Genomic DNA, 17,180 nt, shown 5'->3' on the forward strand with positions numbered 1-17,180 from the left:
TGTGCTAGCCGATGAGGGCGAGTGACCCACGCTGACGCCATAGAGCTGTTTATCACCTGCCTACTGGTTTCCCTGCCAACTTTCGCCTGGGTGTTCGCCGGTGCCTTGCTGGCGCGCATGGGCTGGTTGAGCGATCAACTCAACGACCGCATCTCGCGCCTTTCTTTTCGCTACGGCCTGCCACTGATGCTCTTTGCCGGCGCGGCAGGGGTGGACTACAGCAATCTGCTCGACGCCACTTACCTGCTTGCCGGGGTGCTGGGTACGCTGCTGGTGGTAACGACCAGCTGGCTTTACAGTATCTGGCGTGGCCACCCACATCGCGAGCGCGGGATATTTGTGCAGGGCGCCTATCGCTCCAACCTGGCGATCATGGGGCTGGCCCTGTGTATTTCTGCCTATGGGCAGGAGGGTGCCCGGCTCGCGGCGCTGGCCGTGGCGGTAATGACCAGTCTTTACAACGTGCTGGTGGTCTTTGTACTCAACAGCACCCTGGGCGGCACGAGCTCGCCGCAGGCGGCATTGCTGGGAGTACTGCGCAATCCGCTGATTATCGGAATAGCCGCCGGCGTCGCCCTGTCTCTTTCCGGCTTACCGATACCGGCCATCGTCGAACCGGCAGGCGTGTGGCTGAGCAAGCTGTTCCTGCCATTGATGCTGATATGCATCGGCGGGGCGATGAAGCTGGGTGAGCTGCGCAATTCCGGTGCGCTGGCATGGGAGTCAACGGTATGGCGCCTGCTGGTGGCGCCAGCGCTCGTTGTCGGCCTGGCCATGCTGCTGGGCGTGCGCGGTGCGCCGCTGGGAGTACTGTTCCTGCTGGTGGGCGCGCCGGCGGCGGCATCCGGTTACATAATGGTGGTCGCGGCCAGGGGCAATGGCGTGCTGGCGGCCAATATCGTGGTACTGACCACCCTGTTCTCTGCCCTGAGCCTCACTCTGGGGCTGTTCCTGTTGTCTCTGCTCTCACTGGTGGGTCAAATCGGCGGATAGATTGCGAAAATCTCCAGATATCTCCAGTTCTGTGATGACGTTCCTTGCCTGGTCATGGCAAATTGAGGTGAGAGTCGTCACATGGAGTACGTTTTATGACCTTCGATTACACGGACAGGCGCCAGTACGAGCGCATCGAGGTCGTTCAGGCTATTTTTATCGAGGTTGTGGGCCGCGGTAGTCGTAAAGAATCGGATAATCCCATTTTGCGCTGTGAAACGGTGGATATTTCCGTAGGCGGCCTGAAAGTGTTTGTGCCGGAAAAGATCGCCGCCGGCAGCCAGCTCAATCTAGCCGTGCCCATGGATGACTGGAAGGAGAACCTGGAGTTGCGGGGTGAGGCCAAGTGGAGCCGGCCGGCTGACGGCCGTGCCGGGTACTGGGTGGGCCTTGAGCTGATGGACGCCAGCCGTGAGGACATGGAGCGGTGGTGCCGCATCGCGCACTCACTCGCTCCCAGGGTGCGCCCGGGCGAGGCCTGATCAGCGGCCAAGCATGGACCGCGCGACCAGCTCGCGCATGATTTCCGAAGTGCCGCCGTAGATGCGCTGGATGCGTGCATCCGTGTAAAAGCGCGATATAGGGTACTCGGCCGTATAGCCGTAGCCGCCAAACAGCTGCAGACACTGGTCTATGGTTTTGCACTGCATCTCGGTAGTCGCATACTTGAGCATGGCGGCGTTGTCGGCAGTCAGGTCACCTGTAGCATATTCGTCTGCACACTTTTCGTAGAACGCACGATTCAGGGTGATGTCGGTCTTCACATCCGCCAGTGAAAAACGCGTGTTCTGGAAACTGGCCACTGTCTGTCCGAATGCCTTGCGCTCCTTGACGTAGTCGATGGTCAGCTCCAGCGCGCCTTCGGCCGCAGCGACGGCCTGGGCCGCAATCCCCAGCCGCTCGCGTGGCAGTTCAGTCATCATGATTACAAAGCCCTTGTTTACCTCACCCAGCAGGGCGCTGGTCGGCAGGCGCACATCCTGGAAAAACAGCTCTGCCGTATCCGAGCTGTGCTGCCCGATCTTCTCGATTTTCTTGCCGCGTTCGAAGCCGGGAAGAGTCGCATCCACCAGAAACAGGGAAGTGCCCTTGGCGCCTTTACCCGGATCGGTGATGGCAGCGACGATCACCACGTCTGCATGGATGCCATTGGTGATAAAGATCTTCGAGCCATTGAGTATCCACTCATCACCGTCAGCAACCGCGTTGGTGCGGATGCCCTGCACATCGGAACCGGCACCGGGTTCGGTCATGGCCAGTGCACCCACGGCTTCGCCGGTCACCATTTTAGGCAGCCACTGTTGCTTTTGTTCTTCCGTGCCAAAGTGCTGGATATAAGGTGCCACGATGTTGCTGTGTATGCCGTAGCCACTGCAGAAACCGCCGTAGCCCATGCGCGAGAGTTCCTCGATCATGGCGAAGCAGACCTGCGGTGAAGTGCCGGCACCGCCGTATTCTTCGGGCATGTCGGGGCACAGCAGGCCGGCGGCTCCCAGGGTATTCCACAGCTCGCGAGGTACGATATGCTCGGCTTCCCACTGTTCAAAATGGGGCTCGATCTCTTGCTCGAATGCCCTGCGTGCCATGTCGCGAAACAGCGTCAGTTCCTCTTTATCCATGCCTGGTTGTCCTCTGCAAACTGGTTAAAAAACGGCCGCGATTGTACACCCCTGTCGGGTGATACCCAAGTCTTCCTGCAGTGCTACACTAGGGGTTTTCACCGCTACACATAATACGGAGTGTGCACATGCGCGAGTACAAGCAGTTCTATATCAACGGCCAGTGGGTCGACCCCGTGACCCCCAACGACCTGGATGTCATCAATCCCGCCACCGAAGAAGTTTGCGCGGTGATTTCCCTGGGATCAGAGGCCGATGTGGATCTTGCCGTGGCGGCAGCCCGGACGGCCTTCGGCAGCTTCGGGCGGAGCAGTCGCCAGGAGCGCATAGAGTTACTGGAATCCTGCGTGGAGGCATACAAGAAGCGCTATAACGACATTGCCGACGCTATTCGCGAAGAGATGGGCGCGCCACATACGCTTGCCGTTGGCGGCCAGGCTTTCTGCGGCCAGGGCCACCTGGAAGAGGCCCTGCGCGTATTGCGTGACTTCCAGTTCGAGGAAGACCTCGGTGAGCACCGCGTGTTCAAGGAGCCCATTGGTGTGTGTGGACTGATCACTCCCTGGAACTGGCCGGTCAACCAGATCGGTTGCAAGGTTGCCCCGGCGCTGGCTGTGGGTTGCACCATGGTTCTCAAGCCCAGCGAAGTGGCGCCGCTGTCCGCCTATATCTGGAGCGAGGTGATGCATGAGGCGGGTGTGCCTGCCGGCGTTTTCAATATGATCAATGGTGATGGCCCGGTCGTGGGTACCGCGCTTTCCCGCCATCCGGACGTGGATATGATGTCTTTTACCGGCAGTACCCGCGCCGGTACACTGGTAGCGCAGAATGCAGCGCCAACCGTCAAACGCGTCACCCAGGAACTGGGCGGCAAGTCGCCCAATATCATTCTCGACGACGCCGACCTCGAAGCGGCGGTAACCCGCGGTGTACTGCACATGTACAACAACACCGGACAATCCTGCAATGCGCCTTCGCGTATGCTGGTACCGGCTGACAAACTGGCCGAAGCTGAAGCCATCGCGGCAAAAGTCACCGAGTCAGTCGTGGTAGGCGACCCGGCCAGCGAAGACACTACCATGGGTCCCGTGGTGTCAGAGGTGCAGTTCAACAAGATCCAGGGGCTGATTGAGAAGGGCGTGGAAGAAGGCGCCAAACTGGTTGTTGGCGGTCCGGGTCGCCCTGAGGGCATCGACAAGGGCTACTTTGTACGCCCCACCGTTTTTTCCGGCGCGAATAATCAGATGACCATCGCCGCCGAGGAAATTTTCGGTCCTGTACTGACCATGATTCCCTACGAAACCGAAGAAGAAGCCATTGCCATTGCCAATGATACGCCCTATGGGCTGGCAGGTTATGTGCAAAGTGAAAACCTGGATCACGCCCGTAAGGTCGCGTCGCGTATTCGCGCCGGTAACGTGCATATCAATGGGGCCTCGGGCGGCTTCAATGTGCCTTTCGGGGGATACAAGCAGTCTGGTAACGGACGTGAGTGGGGCGCTCATGGCTTTACTGATTTCCTGGAGATCAAGGCGGTCGAAGGCTTCGGCGAATAGGAGCCTGGGGCATGGCGGAGTTTATTCTGGCAATAGATCAGGGGACCACCGGCAGTACGGTGGCCCTGATGGACTCGGCGGGCAAACTCCGCGCCAGTGTTAACCACGAGTTTGCGCAGTTGTATCCCCAGCCGGGTTGGGTAGAGCACCGACCCGCAGAGATCTGGGAGTCTGTGGTCAAGGGAATCCGCGCCCTGATGCGCAAGCGCATCTGCAAGCCAGCGGAAATCGTTGCCATTGGCATTACCAACCAGCGTGAGACCGCCCTGTTGTGGGACCGCGAGAATGGCGAACCACTGAACAATGCCGTGGTCTGGCAGTGCCGTCGCACTACCGATTTTTGTGAGCAATTGAAGTCGGATGGGCATGAAAAAGTCATCCGCCGCAAAACCGGGCTACTGCTTGATCCCTACTTTTCGGCCAGCAAATATCGCTGGCTGCTCGATAATACGGCGGGAGTCAGCCGCCTGCGCAAAGCCGGCAGGGTGGCGGCGGGCACCATCGACAGTTACCTGATCTGGCAACTTAGCGCTGGCGATACGCATGTTACCGACGTGTCGAATGCGTCACGTACCTCATTGATGAACCTGAAATCCCTGCGCTGGGACCGGCAGTTGCTTGAGCTGTTCAATGTGCCGGAAGAAATTTTGCCGCAAATTTCCCCGTCCAGCGGGGTGCTTGGGCACACGCGCAATGTGCCCGGGCTTCCCGACGGGATTCCAATTGCAGGTGTGGCCGGCGATCAGCAGGCGGCGTTATTCGGCCAGGCCTGTTTCTCTCCTGCGGATGCGAAGTGCACCTTTGGTACCGGTTCTTTTATCGTGATGAATACCGGGGCCGAAATGCTGCTCTCCAAGTCGGGGTTGTTGACCACGGTGGCATGGCAGTTAGGTGACAAGGGCAAGCCGGTCTATGCACTGGAGGGCGGCGCCTTCGTCTGTGGTGCCGCGGTGCAGTGGTTGCGCGACGGTCTGCAGATCATCAAAAGCGCGGCCGACGTGGAAGCCCTGGCGCGCACGGTCGCCGACCACGGTGGCGTTGAGTTTGTTCCTGCGCTCACCGGTCTGGGCGCGCCGCACTGGGCTCCGGAGGCGCGCGGCACTTTGTCTGGCATGACCCGCGGCAGCGAGCGCGGACACATTGCCCGGGCAACTCTTGATGCCATGGCCTTGCAAAACGCCGATATTCTGCGGGCCATGGAAGTGGATATAGGCAAGCGCTTGAAGCCCCTGCGCGTGGACGGTGGCGCCGCGGCCAACGACCTGTTGATGCAGACCCAGGCGGACGTGCTGGGCCGCAAATTAATTCGCCCACAGGTGATTGAGACCACCGTTGCCGGGGCCTGCTATCTTGCCGGCCTTGGCGTCGGGCTATGGAAGACGCCCGCCGAGATCAGGAGTATCTGGCAGGCACAGCGGGAATTCTCGGTGCAGATGAGCGCCACGGCCAGGCGCAAGCGGCTGGCGTCCTGGGAAGCCGCCCTGCAGCGTACCCTGCTCTGATTCATGGCTGATATCCTCCCCTTTCGTAAACCGGGCCTGAAGGAAAAGCACCGCGGTAAAACGCTTTGTCGGCACGGGCATCACAAGTGGGTGATCGACAAGGAAAAGCAGTTTGACGTGCAGCAGGGCAAACTGGTGACGATCTACCGCTGCAGTCGCTGCGACAAAACCCGGGTCAAGGCACATTGAGTAGCGCGAGCGCCGAATCAGTGAGTCTGCAGGTCCCGGGACTGGCCGCAGAGATAACCACTTTTGTTCATGGAGAGCAGGACCGGTTCGTCTCCAAACGCTTGCGTGAGGCGGGGATCTGGGAACCCTATGAAAGCGCGCTGTTATTGCGGATGCTGGGGCCGGGACAGGTGTTCGTGGATGTGGGTGCGAACATAGGCTACTTCTCCCTGCTCGCCGCCCACTGTGTTGGCAGCGCCGGGGCAGTGTACGCCTTTGAGCCAGACCCCGCTAACCATGAACTGCTGGTGCGTAGCGTGGGCGTCAATGACTATGCCCATATTGTGCATGCCGAGCAGGCCGGTCTATCCGAACAGACAGGCGCGGCGAGCTTATACCTCAGTGAAGATAATCTCGGCGATCACCAGATCTTTGCGACGCATCAGGAAAGGGAAGCTGTACCCATTCGTTTGCTCAATGGCAGTCGCTTCCTGGGACCCCGCATCCAGCGGCTTGATGTGGTGAAAATCGATACCCAGGGTTCCGAGTACGGCGTCGTGAAAGGCCTTATGCCCCTGTTTACACGGCTGCCACAGCCGCCGCGGGTGATTATTGAACTGACGCCACTGTCCCTGCGGCAATGCGGCAGCAGTGGTCGTGCACTGATCGAGCTACTTTCCGAACTGGAACAGGACATGTGGATTATTGACCACGTGGAGCATCGACTGGTGTCCAGTACGGCAGCTGAGCTGGCGCAGTGGTGCGATGACGTGGATGCTGTCCCGGGAGACGCCGGGTTTATGAATATACTCATTGGACCGGCTCCGCGCTGAGCGGCACAAAATGCTCGTGAGCTGTTATCATTGCCCGCAGATTTGAGCTGGCACCTTTCATGAACGAACGAATTCAATTTTTGCAGCAACGTAACTCCGCTGCCAGGCTTACCGAGCCTGGCCCTTCCGCTGAAGAACTCGAATCCATGTTTTCTGTGGCCATGCGAGCACCTGATCATGCCCGCCTGCGGCCTTGGCGTTTTCTGACCATCAGCGGCGCGCGTCGCAATGATCTGGGCGCGCTGCTGCGCGAGGCCCTGCTGTTGCGTGAGCCCGACGCCGACATTGCCACTTTGGACAAGGCGTCCTGCGCGCCGCTGCGGGCGCCGTTGATCGTCGCTGTTATCACGTGTTTCTGTGAACATCCCAAAGTGCCCCCGGTGGAGCAACGCATGTCTGCTGCCTGTGCCGCTCACGGTTTACTGTTTGCGGCAGATGCCCTGGGGTATGGGGCGATATGGCGTACGGGAAAGTCAGCTTTTGACCCACACGTGCAGCGCGGGCTTGGCCTGGAGCCGGGCGAGGAGATCGCCGGGTTTATTTATCTTGGCACCCGCCAGGGCCCACCCAAACCTTTGCCGGCATTGCAGCCTGCCGACTTTGTACAGTCCTGGTAGTGCCCTGGCTGTCGGACCGGGTAACGTATCTAATAAGGAGTAATTGATGCGATTGTTGTCATGGCTGAATCGGCCGTGGATTCACTTTCTTGTCCTGGGTATTGTGCTGTTCTGGGCCAGGGGCAAGTTCTTCCCTGAGCCGCTTACCGTTGTGGGGCCGTTGTCCGAGGCGCGGTTGGAAACATTGCAACAACAGTGGTTTTCGACCGTTGGCCGCATGCCCAGCGAAGAGCAGTTGCAGCGTATGGCAGATGCTGAACTGGATCGCGATATGATGTTCCAGCGTGCAATGGAGCTGGAGCTGCATCTATACGACACGGTGGTGTACCAGCGCTTACTGCGCAACATGCATTTTCTGCAGTTGGCAGAGGGCAAGAGTGACGAGGAACTTTACGAACAGGCGCTGGAGATGCGCCTGCACCTTGGCGATGAGGTTATCAAGCGGCGTATGATCCAGGTCGTTGAACAGCTGATGCTGGCCAGTAACCCGCCGGCTGCTCCTACCGAGGCTGAAGTGCGTGCCGAGTTCGAGCAAAGGCGAGATGAGCTGCGTCGTCCGCCGCGCTATACCATAGAACACCTTTATTTCAGCAGGGAACGCGAGGACGAGGTCAGTGCGGTGATTGAAAGAGTGCTGTCACGCAAGCTTTCAGCTGAGGATGCGCGCCAGTTTAGTTCGCCGTTTCTGCCTGGGTATCGCTTCGTCAGCCAGACGCCGGACCAGTTGGCACGGCACTTTGGCGCAGCCTTCGTGGATAACCTGGAGGAGGCCGGACCGAGAGCCGGCGAGTGGGTTGGTCCGGTGCGTTCCACCTATGGCTTGCACTATGTATTTGTCAGTGAACTGGAGCCTGGCCGCGATGCTGAGCTTGAGGAAGTACGCAAACAGCTGGAGCGTGACCTGGTCTCCAGGGCGCGCACCGCATCTTTAGCGGAGAGCATTGAAGCGCTGCGCGAAAACTACGAGGTGAGGCGATGAATGCTATGCGCTGTGCGTTTGTTCTACTTTTAGGTGTTGGGCTCAGCCTGAGTGCCCAGGCGCATCGATTCGCCCCGTCGCTGCTCAAGGTAAATGAAATCGGCCCCGGCCAGTATCACCTGGTGTGGAAGACCCCGTTGCAGGGGACCAGCAATATACCGCTGAGGCCCACCTGGCCAGCGAGCTGTGAAGTAACCCAGGCCAGTCCGCCGCAGACTGAAGGCACCGGCCGGGTGAGCAGCTGGCAACTGACCTGCCCGGAGCTTGGGCCCGAGGGAATAGTGGGTGAGACGCTGGGCGTAGACGGTCTGGGCCCCAACCAGGCCTCGGCCATGGTTATGGTCAGTCTCCAGGATGGAAGGCAGTATCAGCAGGTGCTTAACGCAGAGCAGCCGTCCTTTGTGATCCCCGCTGACTCCAGTGCCGGCGAGGTGGCTGGCGACTATACCTATCTTGGTATTGAACATATCTGGGGTGGCATCGACCACCTGCTGTTCGTGTTCGGCCTGCTGCTGTTGGTCGGCGGCGGTAAGCGCCTGCTGTGGACGATAACCGCATTTACCTTAGGGCATAGTATTACCCTGTCACTGGTCACATTGGGATTTTTTGACTATCCGGTGGCCCTGGTCGAGTTCACTATTGCCCTGAGTATTTTTGTGCTGGCGATAGAGCTCACCCGAGCTGGCCGCAACGACCTGATATGGCGAAATCCGTGGTGGCTCGCGGGCGGTTTTGGATTGCTGCATGGCATGGGTTTCGCAGGCGCCCTCGCAGAGACGGGCCTCCCGCAGGACAATGTGCCCCTGGCGTTGCTGTTCTTCAACGTGGGAATTGAGCTGGGCCAGATAGCCTTTATTTTTGTACTGCTGGCCCTCTGGTGGGCGTTGCGCAAACCGCTGTCACCATGGCAGGACAGGCTGCGCTGGGTCCCGGTGTACGTACTGGGCAGTCTCTCCGCTTTCTGGTGTATAGAGCGCGGGCTGGAAGTGCTGGCCTAGCGAGGTATCGCGCCCCGTCAGGGGTTTCCTGGCCAGTTCTTCATGTTGATGAGGGGGTGGAATGCCAGTTCCACGCCTTCCATAATGAAATTCTCGTTTTCCAGCATGCTGCGTCGGCGGGTGAACCCTCCACTGGACGAGCGCGTGTCTATAGCATCGGTCGCGTCGATACCGCCACGGCTGAAAAAGACACGCTGCAAATCGGTATTGAATATGCTGACCTGCAGTGAGGCGACCGCTGCAGGTGTGTTCCAGTCAAAGTCGGCGGAGACGCCCGAGCCCGGGCCCTGCAGTGGCGGTTTGCGGCTGACACCGTCCCAGCGCGCCAGGTGCTTGAGCCCGCCGGAGAAGGGGACCTCAAGTTCAATCAGGTCGGTAAACACGAAGGCATCCAGCTTGTGCTTTTTGACCATCTCATCGCGCACGCTCTGCATGATCTGGGAAAAGGTTTTCATATTGACGCGCCCGGTAGTCGGGTCTACCGGGTCGCCATAGGCGCGCGTGGCATTGTTCCAGAGCTGCTTGAACTCCCGTTGGTCTATTACCTTGTAGTCATTCGCTTTCAGGTAACTGCTGACAAAGGCGTCGATGCGCGGCGATTCTTTTTGCAGGTAGTTACGTGAAGGCGCGCCCAGGTTAACGTGGGGAATCACCACGGTACGCAGTGTCTTTTCCGCCAGCTTTTCCTCGTCTATTTCGTAGGGGAAAGTGGTGGGATTGTACCCACCCGTGCTGGCGCAGCTTGCGACAATCACGGCCAGCGACAACAGCAACAGGCGGCGCAGGCCCGGGAAATCAAATACACGCATGCTTAAATCCAATTCGGTATAGTGGGGCCATGGTAGCAAAAACTCCTATCCGACACAGCAATAGCGGCGAAGGCCCCCCGGTTATTCTTATGCACGGCCTGTTTGGCGCGGGCAATAACCTGGGTGCGCTGGCCCGTTCGCTGGCTGACCGGTTCTGCGTGTATAGCCTCGACCTGCCCAATCACGGGCGCTCGGCCTGGATGAAGAACGCTGCACTGCAGCGCATGGCCGGGGCGGTATCGACGTGGATGGATGATGAAGGCCTGGAGAGTGCCGCGCTGGCGGGGCACTCGCTGGGCGGTAAGGTGGCGATGGAGTTGGCGCTTGCGCAGCCGCAGAAAGTAGATGCCCTGGTGGTGGCAGATATCGCACCTGTCGCTTACCCGCCCCGTCACGATGCCGTGTTTGCCGCGCTGGATGCAGTGGTTGCTGGCGCTTGTCGCTCTCGTGAGGAAGCCTCTGGCATTATGGCGCAATATCTCGGTGAGCCGGGAGTCATACAGTTTTTACTGATGAGCCTGCAACGTGGCGATGATGGCGTTTATAACTGGCGTTTCAATCTTGAGGGCATCAAGCAAGACTACGCCGCATTGCGCGCGGAGCCGGATGTGATTGAAGCCTACGCCGGACCGGTGCTGTTTGTGAAGGGCGGTGAGTCGGACTATATATTGCCGGAGCACCGCGCCAGGGTACTGGAACTGTTCCCGCGTGCGCAATTGGAGATCATGGCGGATTGTGGCCATTGGTTACACGCGCAGCAACCGGCAGTTTTCAACGACATTGTTGGCCGTTTTCTTGATCGAACCCTTGCAGGGCCGAAGCAGGCCCCGCGGTAGAGCAAGCTGCACGCCAGCGTCTGCAAAAGCAAGTGTTAGCGGTGCTCGCGCTGGCGTGGGCAGGGTTGGAGCCGGGCTGTGCTTATCCGGGGCTTTCGCGGAAGTGGGCGTGCGGATAGTGAAATGGTATACGCCGCGCCGGCCGCGCAGTAAGCTACTGCCTTGAGGTTGATCTGTTGGGGATGCGTTGTGTACTTAAGTCTGGGAGAGGTTCTCGCCATGCTGGCCGTGGGAGGCGTTTGCCTGCATTTCTTTGCCGCGACGCGCGTGCGCGAGCTGGCTCTGCAGCAGGTCGCGAGGGCTAGCCAGCGAGATGATTTTCAGTTGCTTGACCAGTCGGTGCACATTCAGCGTATGTCACTCAGTCGCGATCAGGGAGGACGCTGGAGGATCTGGCGCCAGTACCGGTTTGACTACAGCCTGGACGGTGTTGAGCGGCGTCAGGGCCACGTGATTATGCTGGGCAAGCAGTTGCAGTCGATAGTGGTAAGTGAGCGCCCCCGGGTGATTCACTAGCCCGGTTCAGGCCAGTGCGCGCACGGTCACGACTGCAGCCAGCAGAATGAGGATTACCCCGAACACACGATCAATCGCCTGACTGCTGCGCCGCAGTGAGTCAAAAAAGGCCTTGTTGGAAACCAGCACTACCATCAGGCAATACCAGCCCGCATCGGTGAAGCCGACGGTCAGCGCCATGATCGCTTTTTCAGTTGGTCCAGTTTCCGGGTTCAGGAACTGGGCGAACAGGGCCAGCATGAACACCGCAAGCTTGGGGTTGAGGAACGCGACCAGAAAGCCGCTGATGGCGGCGCCGCGGCTACTGAATTTTACCTCGCCGGCATGCAGGGGCAGGGTTTCCTGGCTGCGCAGCGAGCGTATTCCCAGGTAAACCAGGTATGCGGCCCCGGCCAGTTGGAGGCCAAGAAACAGTGCAGGTGAGCGGGTTACCAACACGGCCAGCCCGACGACAGTCAACAGGCCATACAGGCCGACCCCCAGGCCGTGGGCAAGCGCAGCGGCCAGCCCATGACTGCGACCACCGCGCAGTGCGGCGTTAATCACCACCGCAAGGCTGGGGCCCGGCGACATCGCACCCAGCAGGCAAATACTGAACAGCGACAGCCACTGGGCGATATCCATACCGCTTTATTTCTTGATCTGCGACTTCAGCATGTTTTCCACCTTCTGGCCGTAGGGGGGCAGGGTTCCAGCCAGTTTGGCCAGGTTTACCCATCCCTCTTTGTAGATGCTGCGGGCGTGACTGAATGTCCGGAACCCGTCGAATCCGCGATAGTTCCCCGTGCCGCTGTGGCCGATGCCGCCAAAGGGCAGGTCGTCGCAGGCCACGTGCATGCCCACGTTGTTTACTGAGACCCCACCGGAGATAGTTTCATCCAGCACGCGCTGCATTTCAGCCTTGTCGTCACCGAAGTAGTAGAGGGCGAGCGGTCGCTCGCGTGCATTGATGAAGTCGAGCACCGGATCGAGTTCGTGGTAGGTCTTTATGTTGAGCACCGCACCGAAGATTTCTTCCTGCATGCAGGCCAGGTTATCGTCGGGGTCGATGATCAGGTGCAGCGCTATCTTGTGTTGCTCGGGTGAGGAGAACTCCTCACCGGGGGGGCATAGCGGCACGATGCGCGCGCCTTTGTCTCTAGCCTCATCGATATAACTTTTTACACGCTCGAAATGGCGTTGGTTGATGCAGGCGGTAAAATCCGGGTTGCCCTGTACCGTGGGGAATTGCTCCGCTGCGACATCGCGACAGCGCCTGATAAACACTTCGAGCTTACTCTGCGGTACGAAGCAGTAGTCAGGGCTGACGCAGAGCTGGCCGCCGTTCATGGCCTTGCCGGTGATGATGGACTCGGCAGCTTTGTTGATATCCACCTTTTCAGAAATAACCACCGGTGACTTGCCTCCCAACTCCAGAGTGACAGGCACCATGTTTTCTGCCGCTGCCTTCATCACCAGTCTGCCGATGCCCGTGGCACCGGTGAAGATGATGTGGTCAAGCCGCAGGGAACTGAACGCGGCGCCTACCTCCGGTCCGCCGCTCACCACGCAAACCTCCGACTCTTCAAAATACTGTGCGAACAGCTTTTGCATTAGGTCCGAGGTGTGTGGCGTAAACTCCGAGGGTTTGATCATGGCACGGTTACCCGCCCCGAGTACGTCAGCCAGCGGGCTGAATATCATGTTTACCGGCACGTTCCAGGGCGTCATGATGCCGATCACCCCTTTGGGCTGGTATTGCACGCAGGCCCTGGCACCGAGGAAGTTCAGCGGCACCATCGGCGTGCGTTTTTCAGGCTTCATCCACTTCTTGACGCGTTTCCTGACGTATTTCAGACTGCCGACAGAGTTCATCACGTCCATCATCAGGGTGGCGTATTTGGAGCGACAGCCGAAGTCTTCATTCAAGGCCTCGCAGATGGCGTCCTGGTTGTCCACCAGCAGGGCGATGCAGCGGTCTATACGATCGATGCGCGTCGCCAGCGCTACCGGGCCCTCAGCCTTGAAGGCGCCGCGCTGGATATCGAGAATACGGTTGAGTTCTACCTCTGCGGCGTGTTGCAGTGTGGGTGCGTTCATGGTCAGGGTCTCTTCAGCTATGCGTGAGTGGCAACGGCCCCGGGAGGGGTTGCCTTGACGGTTTCATTTGTTGCCTGCTCCAGCCCCTCTGGCAGGGTGACGTTCAGGCCGGCATCCTGCAGTAGCATGTCGGCGCATTTTTCCGCGATCATCACCGCAGGCGCATGGGTGTTGCCGGAAGTGATCAAGGGCATGATTGAGGCATCTGCTACCCGCAGCCCCTCGATTCCATGAACTCGCAGGCGCGCGTCAACAACCGCGAGGTCATCGTCGCCCATCTTGCAGGTGCCCACCGGGTGATAAACCGATTCCGACTCTGCGCGGATGTAAGACAGAATCTCCTCATCGCTCTGTACGCTCTCACCAGGGAGGATTTCCTTGCTGAGGCGGTCTGCCAGGGCGGGCGCCCTGAATATTTCCCGCACCCGGCGCAGTGCCGAGACCATGACTTCGCGGTCGCGTTCTGTCGACAGGTAATTGAAGCGGATTGTCGGCGGTTCGCTGGCATCCGCACTGCGAATGTGGATGCTGCCGCGGCTCTCCGGTCTCAGGTTACAGACGGTGGCGGTAGTGCCGGGTATGGGTTTCAGGTTTCCCTTCTTGTCTGGTTCACTGGCTGCGGGGGCGAAGTGAATTTGCGCATTGGGTGTTGTTTCTTTGTCGTCACTGCGGAAGAAAACGCCCACCTGGGAGGCGGGGTGGGCAAGCAGGCCCTTGCCTCTGGTGAAGTACTTGAACAGGTTGCCCAGCATCGCCAGTGGCCGGGTTTCTTCGTGAAAGGTGGGAACACCATCGATACCCTGCTGGATATTGATGGTCAGGTGATCCTGCAGGTTTTCGCCCACGCCGGGCAATTCCTTGACCACGTCTATGCCCAGTTGCTCCAGGTGAGGGCGTTGCCCGATACCCGAGAGCTCCAGCAGTTGCGGCGAGTTAATCACGCCGCCGCTGAGAATCACCTCGCCGCGGGCATAGGCCCGTTCAGTAGTTGTGCAGCCCTTCTTGCCCTGCAGCGAATACTGCACACCTACCGCGCGCTGGTTTTCGATGAGGATTTTCTCAGCCAGGGCGCCGGTGGCGACGGTGAGGTTGGGTCGTTGCTGGCATGCCTTGAGGAAAGTGCGTGCTGTGCTCTGCCGCTTGCCCTGGCGAATATTGCGCTGGTAGTCCCCGGCACCTTCCTGACTCTCCGCATTGAAATCTTCGTTGAAGGGCAGGCCGGTCTGCACCGCTGCCTGCACGAACATATCGGCCAGCTCCAGCTTGTCGTCGAGGCTTACCTCTTCCACCCAAAGCGGACCGCCCTGCCCGTGGAACGCGTTGGCACCTTCCGCCTTGTGTTCAGAGCGCTTGAAGTAGGGGAGTACTTCGGTATATGACCAGCCGTCGTTGCCCAGGCCAGCCCAGTTGTTGTAGTCCTCTTTCTGGCCGCGGATGTAAACCATGCCGTTGATACAGCTGGTGCCCCCGAGGACCTTGCCGCGGGGGCAGGCTATGCGTCGGTTATACAGCTCAGCTTCCGGCTCGGTCTCGTAGCACCAGTTCACCCTGGGGTTCTTCATCATAAAAGCGAATCCCAGGGGAATGTGTATTGCGGGGAATGAGTCCTTGCCGCCTGCTTCAAGTAACAGGACGCGGCGGCTTGACTCGCGGGACAGTCGATAGGCCAGTGCGCAACCGGCGGAGCCGGCGCCGACAATGATGTAGTCGTAGGTGTTCTCTTTCGCGGCCATGTTCTGCACTCCAATGAAGCAGCTCGTAGACAAATGAACAATAACTGATTATTGTTCAAGGATCCATGGAGTGCAAGGGGGCAGAGCAAGCGTGGGACAATATGAGTTTAACGCCGCAGACCAGGCCGATCCGATGGTTGCGCGCATCCTTGATGCGGGAGAGGAGTGTATCCGCCGGTTTGGTATTCGTCGCACCTCGGTAGGCGAGGTAGCACGGGTTGGCAAGATGTCACGTGGCTCTATTTATCGCCACTTCGGTGACAAGGACACGCTGGTGGAGGCCGTTTTCACTCGACTGCAGCAAGCGTTTCTCAATCGCACGGAAGCGGCCATGGAAGGACTGCCGACGCTGGTCGACAAAGTTGCGTACGCGGTGGTGATGGGTCGCCAGGATGCTGCTGAAGGCATCTACGCCAGCCTGGCCCAGACCGAGCCCGAAACCGTAGCTATGCGATATCTGGCGCCGGATTTCTATGCCCGCAGCGTTGCTTTCTGGCCCGGGCACATTGAGCAGGCCCAGGCAGCCGGTGAAATTTCAACAACCGTGGATGTTGCCACGGCGACAGACCTGGTCATGCGCCTGGCCGTCTCCCTGGTGCTATTTCCGGACATGGGATTAAAGCTAAAGACCCACCCTGAGATCAGCGCCTACCTGCAGCGTATGCTCACGCGAGGCCTGGGATAACAGCGCCCAGCAAGCCGAATTCCAACTTAATTAGTGCGGGATATTCCGTAACAAGCATCCCCGTAGTTTTCCACAAAATCTGTTGATAAGTCAGTGGGTAAGTTGTTTAACCGGCTCCCAAATGCCTTGTTAGCCTCTGCTGTCACGAATTGATTAAAAAGTGACCAAAGCTGTTTAATTGTTATTAATCAATAGGTTGCGTCGTCTTGTTAATGTTGTCGGGGTGGATTGGCAGGTAACTGGGTTATGTTCCCAGGTCAGTCAGGTTTGTGTGCATAACATTTTTGTAAATGCTACCGCCGGTAACCTGTGCCGGTTTTTGGAAACAGTTTGTTACCGTTCACCCCTGTACTCGCGTAATGCCCTGATCGCGGCCCCTCTATTTGTAGAGCCAGCGAATTCGTCAAGAGTTTTTTTGTGTGTTACCGAAAGATTTCAGTCGCCACGGTAGATGCATCCGCTGGTGCAGGTTTCGCGAATTTCGACTCGTTCCAGCGCAGGAAGACCAGGTTTCAGCCGCGCCCAAATCCACCGGGCGAGGTTCTCGCTGGTAGGATTTTCAAGTCCCTCTATCTCATTCAGGTAGTAGTGATCGAGTTGGTCATAGATCGGCTTGAAGGCCGTTTTGATGTCGCCGAAGTCCATGACCCAGCCACTGGGTTCTTTGGCGTCACCAACCACACACAGACGTACATGGAAAGAATGACCGTGGAGCCGGGCGCACTTGTGGCCCTCCGGGACATTAGGCAGGCGATGGGCCGCTTCAAAGTGAAATTCTTTATAGATTTCCATGGTCTGTACCTTCGTAAATAGTGGTGCTGGCAGAACGGCGGCGCTTATGGTCGCCGGTCAGCAGGGGCGCAATTTTACTACTAAAATCAATGGTTTTAATATTTCAGGCGATTTGAAATTATTTTTACCGCCAACGTTTGACAGCCCAAGCCAAATCTCTATAATGCGCGTTCTCGGTTCGGGGGTGATTAGCTCAGCTGGGAGAGCATCTGCCTTACAAGCAGAGGGTCGGCGGTTCGATCCCGTCATCACCCACCACTTCCGGGATACAAGAATTCTACCGTTTCGGACCGGTAGTTCAGTTGGTTAGAATGCCGGCCTGTCACGCCGGAGGTCGCGGGTTCGAGTCCCGTCCGGTCCGCCATAAACAAAAAAGCCTCACCCTTCGGGTGGGGCTTTTTTGGCTCTTCCCCATTAAGGGGGGATGCACCGACATTCACTAAACCCGGTTAATGATACCGTCCC

Annotated in this window: 18 protein-coding genes and 2 tRNA genes; 14 read left to right on the plus strand and 6 right to left on the minus strand. The window is 58.6% G+C overall.

Annotated elements, in window-relative coordinates; translation table 11 throughout:
- Window positions 1–21: 21 nt before the first annotated feature.
- Together C0039_RS17820 and C0039_RS17825 are read left to right on the plus strand one after the other, a co-directional pair.
- Window positions 22–993 (plus strand): AEC family transporter, encoded by a 972-nt coding sequence (locus C0039_RS17820; RefSeq protein WP_232334771.1) that lies wholly within the window; start codon window positions 22–24, stop codon window positions 991–993.
- A gap of 95 nt (window positions 994–1,088) precedes the next feature.
- The gene (locus C0039_RS17825) at window positions 1,089–1,475 is read left to right on the plus strand and encodes a PilZ domain-containing protein (protein ID WP_076000773.1); all 387 of its coding nucleotides are present in this window, start codon (window positions 1,089–1,091) and stop codon (window positions 1,473–1,475) included.
- On the opposite strand, the gene C0039_RS17830 is transcribed toward C0039_RS17825, so the two are convergent.
- On the minus strand, window positions 1,476–2,612 hold the full coding sequence (locus tag C0039_RS17830; RefSeq protein ID WP_076000774.1) for an acyl-CoA dehydrogenase family protein: 1,137 nt from the start codon (window positions 2,610–2,612) through the stop codon (window positions 1,476–1,478).
- Between the two features lie 128 nt (window positions 2,613–2,740).
- On the opposite strand from C0039_RS17830, the gene C0039_RS17835 reads away from it, so the two are divergent.
- Genes C0039_RS17835 through C0039_RS17865 form a run of 7 tightly spaced genes read left to right on the plus strand, consistent with a single transcriptional unit; the run spans window position 2,741 to window position 9,265 of the window.
- Window positions 2,741–4,168, plus strand: a complete 1,428-nt coding sequence (locus C0039_RS17835; protein ID WP_076000775.1) for an aldehyde dehydrogenase family protein — start codon at window positions 2,741–2,743, stop codon at window positions 4,166–4,168.
- A gap of 11 nt (window positions 4,169–4,179) precedes the next feature.
- The gene (gene glpK / locus C0039_RS17840) at window positions 4,180–5,670 is read left to right on the plus strand and encodes a glycerol kinase GlpK (protein ID WP_076000776.1); all 1,491 of its coding nucleotides are present in this window, start codon (window positions 4,180–4,182) and stop codon (window positions 5,668–5,670) included.
- A 3-nt stretch (window positions 5,671–5,673) separates the two neighbouring features.
- A complete protein-coding gene (locus tag C0039_RS17845; RefSeq protein ID WP_076000777.1) occupies window positions 5,674–5,859 on the plus strand; it encodes a hypothetical protein in 186 nt (61 codons plus the stop codon).
- Between the two features lie 20 nt (window positions 5,860–5,879).
- Window positions 5,880–6,671: an FkbM family methyltransferase gene (locus tag C0039_RS17850; protein ID WP_084179716.1), complete on the plus strand. Its 792-nt coding sequence runs from the start codon at window positions 5,880–5,882 to the stop codon at window positions 6,669–6,671.
- A 59-nt stretch (window positions 6,672–6,730) separates the two neighbouring features.
- Window positions 6,731–7,288: a nitroreductase family protein gene (locus C0039_RS17855; protein WP_101518837.1), complete on the plus strand. Its 558-nt coding sequence runs from the start codon at window positions 6,731–6,733 to the stop codon at window positions 7,286–7,288.
- 46 nt (window positions 7,289–7,334) lie between these two features.
- The gene (locus C0039_RS17860) at window positions 7,335–8,267 is read left to right on the plus strand and encodes a peptidyl-prolyl cis-trans isomerase (protein WP_076000778.1); all 933 of its coding nucleotides are present in this window, start codon (window positions 7,335–7,337) and stop codon (window positions 8,265–8,267) included.
- Window positions 8,264–9,265, plus strand: a complete 1,002-nt coding sequence (locus tag C0039_RS17865) for a HupE/UreJ family protein (protein ID WP_076000779.1) — start codon at window positions 8,264–8,266, stop codon at window positions 9,263–9,265. The genes C0039_RS17860 and C0039_RS17865 overlap by 4 nt, the downstream gene beginning before the upstream one ends.
- Before the next feature lie 17 nt (window positions 9,266–9,282).
- On the opposite strand, the gene C0039_RS17870 is transcribed toward C0039_RS17865, so the two are convergent.
- A complete protein-coding gene (locus tag C0039_RS17870; protein ID WP_076000780.1) occupies window positions 9,283–10,074 on the minus strand; it encodes a hypothetical protein in 792 nt (263 codons plus the stop codon).
- Between the two features lie 29 nt (window positions 10,075–10,103).
- On the opposite strand from C0039_RS17870, the gene C0039_RS17875 reads away from it, so the two are divergent.
- Together C0039_RS17875 and C0039_RS17880 are read left to right on the plus strand one after the other, a co-directional pair.
- Window positions 10,104–10,910 (plus strand): alpha/beta fold hydrolase, encoded by an 807-nt coding sequence (locus C0039_RS17875; RefSeq protein ID WP_101518838.1) that lies wholly within the window; start codon window positions 10,104–10,106, stop codon window positions 10,908–10,910.
- Between the two features lie 189 nt (window positions 10,911–11,099).
- Window positions 11,100–11,426, plus strand: a complete 327-nt coding sequence (locus C0039_RS17880; RefSeq protein ID WP_076000782.1) for a DUF3301 domain-containing protein — start codon at window positions 11,100–11,102, stop codon at window positions 11,424–11,426.
- Window positions 11,427–11,432: 6 nt separating this feature from the next.
- Here C0039_RS17880 and C0039_RS17885 read toward each other — a convergent pair whose 3' ends face one another.
- The 3 genes from C0039_RS17885 to C0039_RS17895 are packed head-to-tail and all read right to left on the minus strand — an operon-like array spanning window position 11,433 to window position 15,238.
- On the minus strand, window positions 11,433–12,050 hold the full coding sequence (locus tag C0039_RS17885) for a LysE family translocator (RefSeq protein WP_076000783.1): 618 nt from the start codon (window positions 12,048–12,050) through the stop codon (window positions 11,433–11,435).
- A 6-nt stretch (window positions 12,051–12,056) separates the two neighbouring features.
- Window positions 12,057–13,505, minus strand: coding sequence for a coniferyl aldehyde dehydrogenase (locus C0039_RS17890; protein WP_076000784.1), 1,449 nt, complete (start codon window positions 13,503–13,505; stop codon window positions 12,057–12,059).
- A 17-nt stretch (window positions 13,506–13,522) separates the two neighbouring features.
- A complete protein-coding gene (locus C0039_RS17895; protein WP_101518839.1) occupies window positions 13,523–15,238 on the minus strand; it encodes a GMC family oxidoreductase in 1,716 nt (571 codons plus the stop codon).
- Between the two features lie 70 nt (window positions 15,239–15,308).
- On the opposite strand from C0039_RS17895, the gene C0039_RS17900 reads away from it, so the two are divergent.
- Window positions 15,309–15,923 carry a TetR/AcrR family transcriptional regulator gene (locus C0039_RS17900; protein ID WP_133126045.1) on the plus strand — a complete coding sequence of 205 codons (615 nt, stop codon included), beginning with the start codon at window positions 15,309–15,311 and terminating at the stop codon, window positions 15,921–15,923.
- A 435-nt stretch (window positions 15,924–16,358) separates the two neighbouring features.
- On the opposite strand, the gene queD is transcribed toward C0039_RS17900, so the two are convergent.
- Window positions 16,359–16,715: a 6-carboxytetrahydropterin synthase QueD gene (queD, locus tag C0039_RS17905; protein ID WP_076000788.1), complete on the minus strand. Its 357-nt coding sequence runs from the start codon at window positions 16,713–16,715 to the stop codon at window positions 16,359–16,361.
- A gap of 182 nt (window positions 16,716–16,897) precedes the next feature.
- Between queD and C0039_RS17910 the strand changes: the two genes are divergently transcribed.
- Together C0039_RS17910 and C0039_RS17915 are read left to right on the plus strand one after the other, a co-directional pair.
- Window positions 16,898–16,973 (plus strand) — tRNA-Val (locus tag C0039_RS17910).
- A 29-nt stretch (window positions 16,974–17,002) separates the two neighbouring features.
- Window positions 17,003–17,079 (plus strand) — tRNA-Asp (locus C0039_RS17915).
- The last annotated feature ends 101 nt before the right edge of the window (window positions 17,080–17,180 follow it).

It is taken from the genome of Pseudohalioglobus lutimaris (assembly GCF_002866825.1).
In the GTDB taxonomy this organism is placed as follows: domain Bacteria; phylum Pseudomonadota; class Gammaproteobacteria; order Pseudomonadales; family Halieaceae; genus Halioglobus; species Halioglobus lutimaris.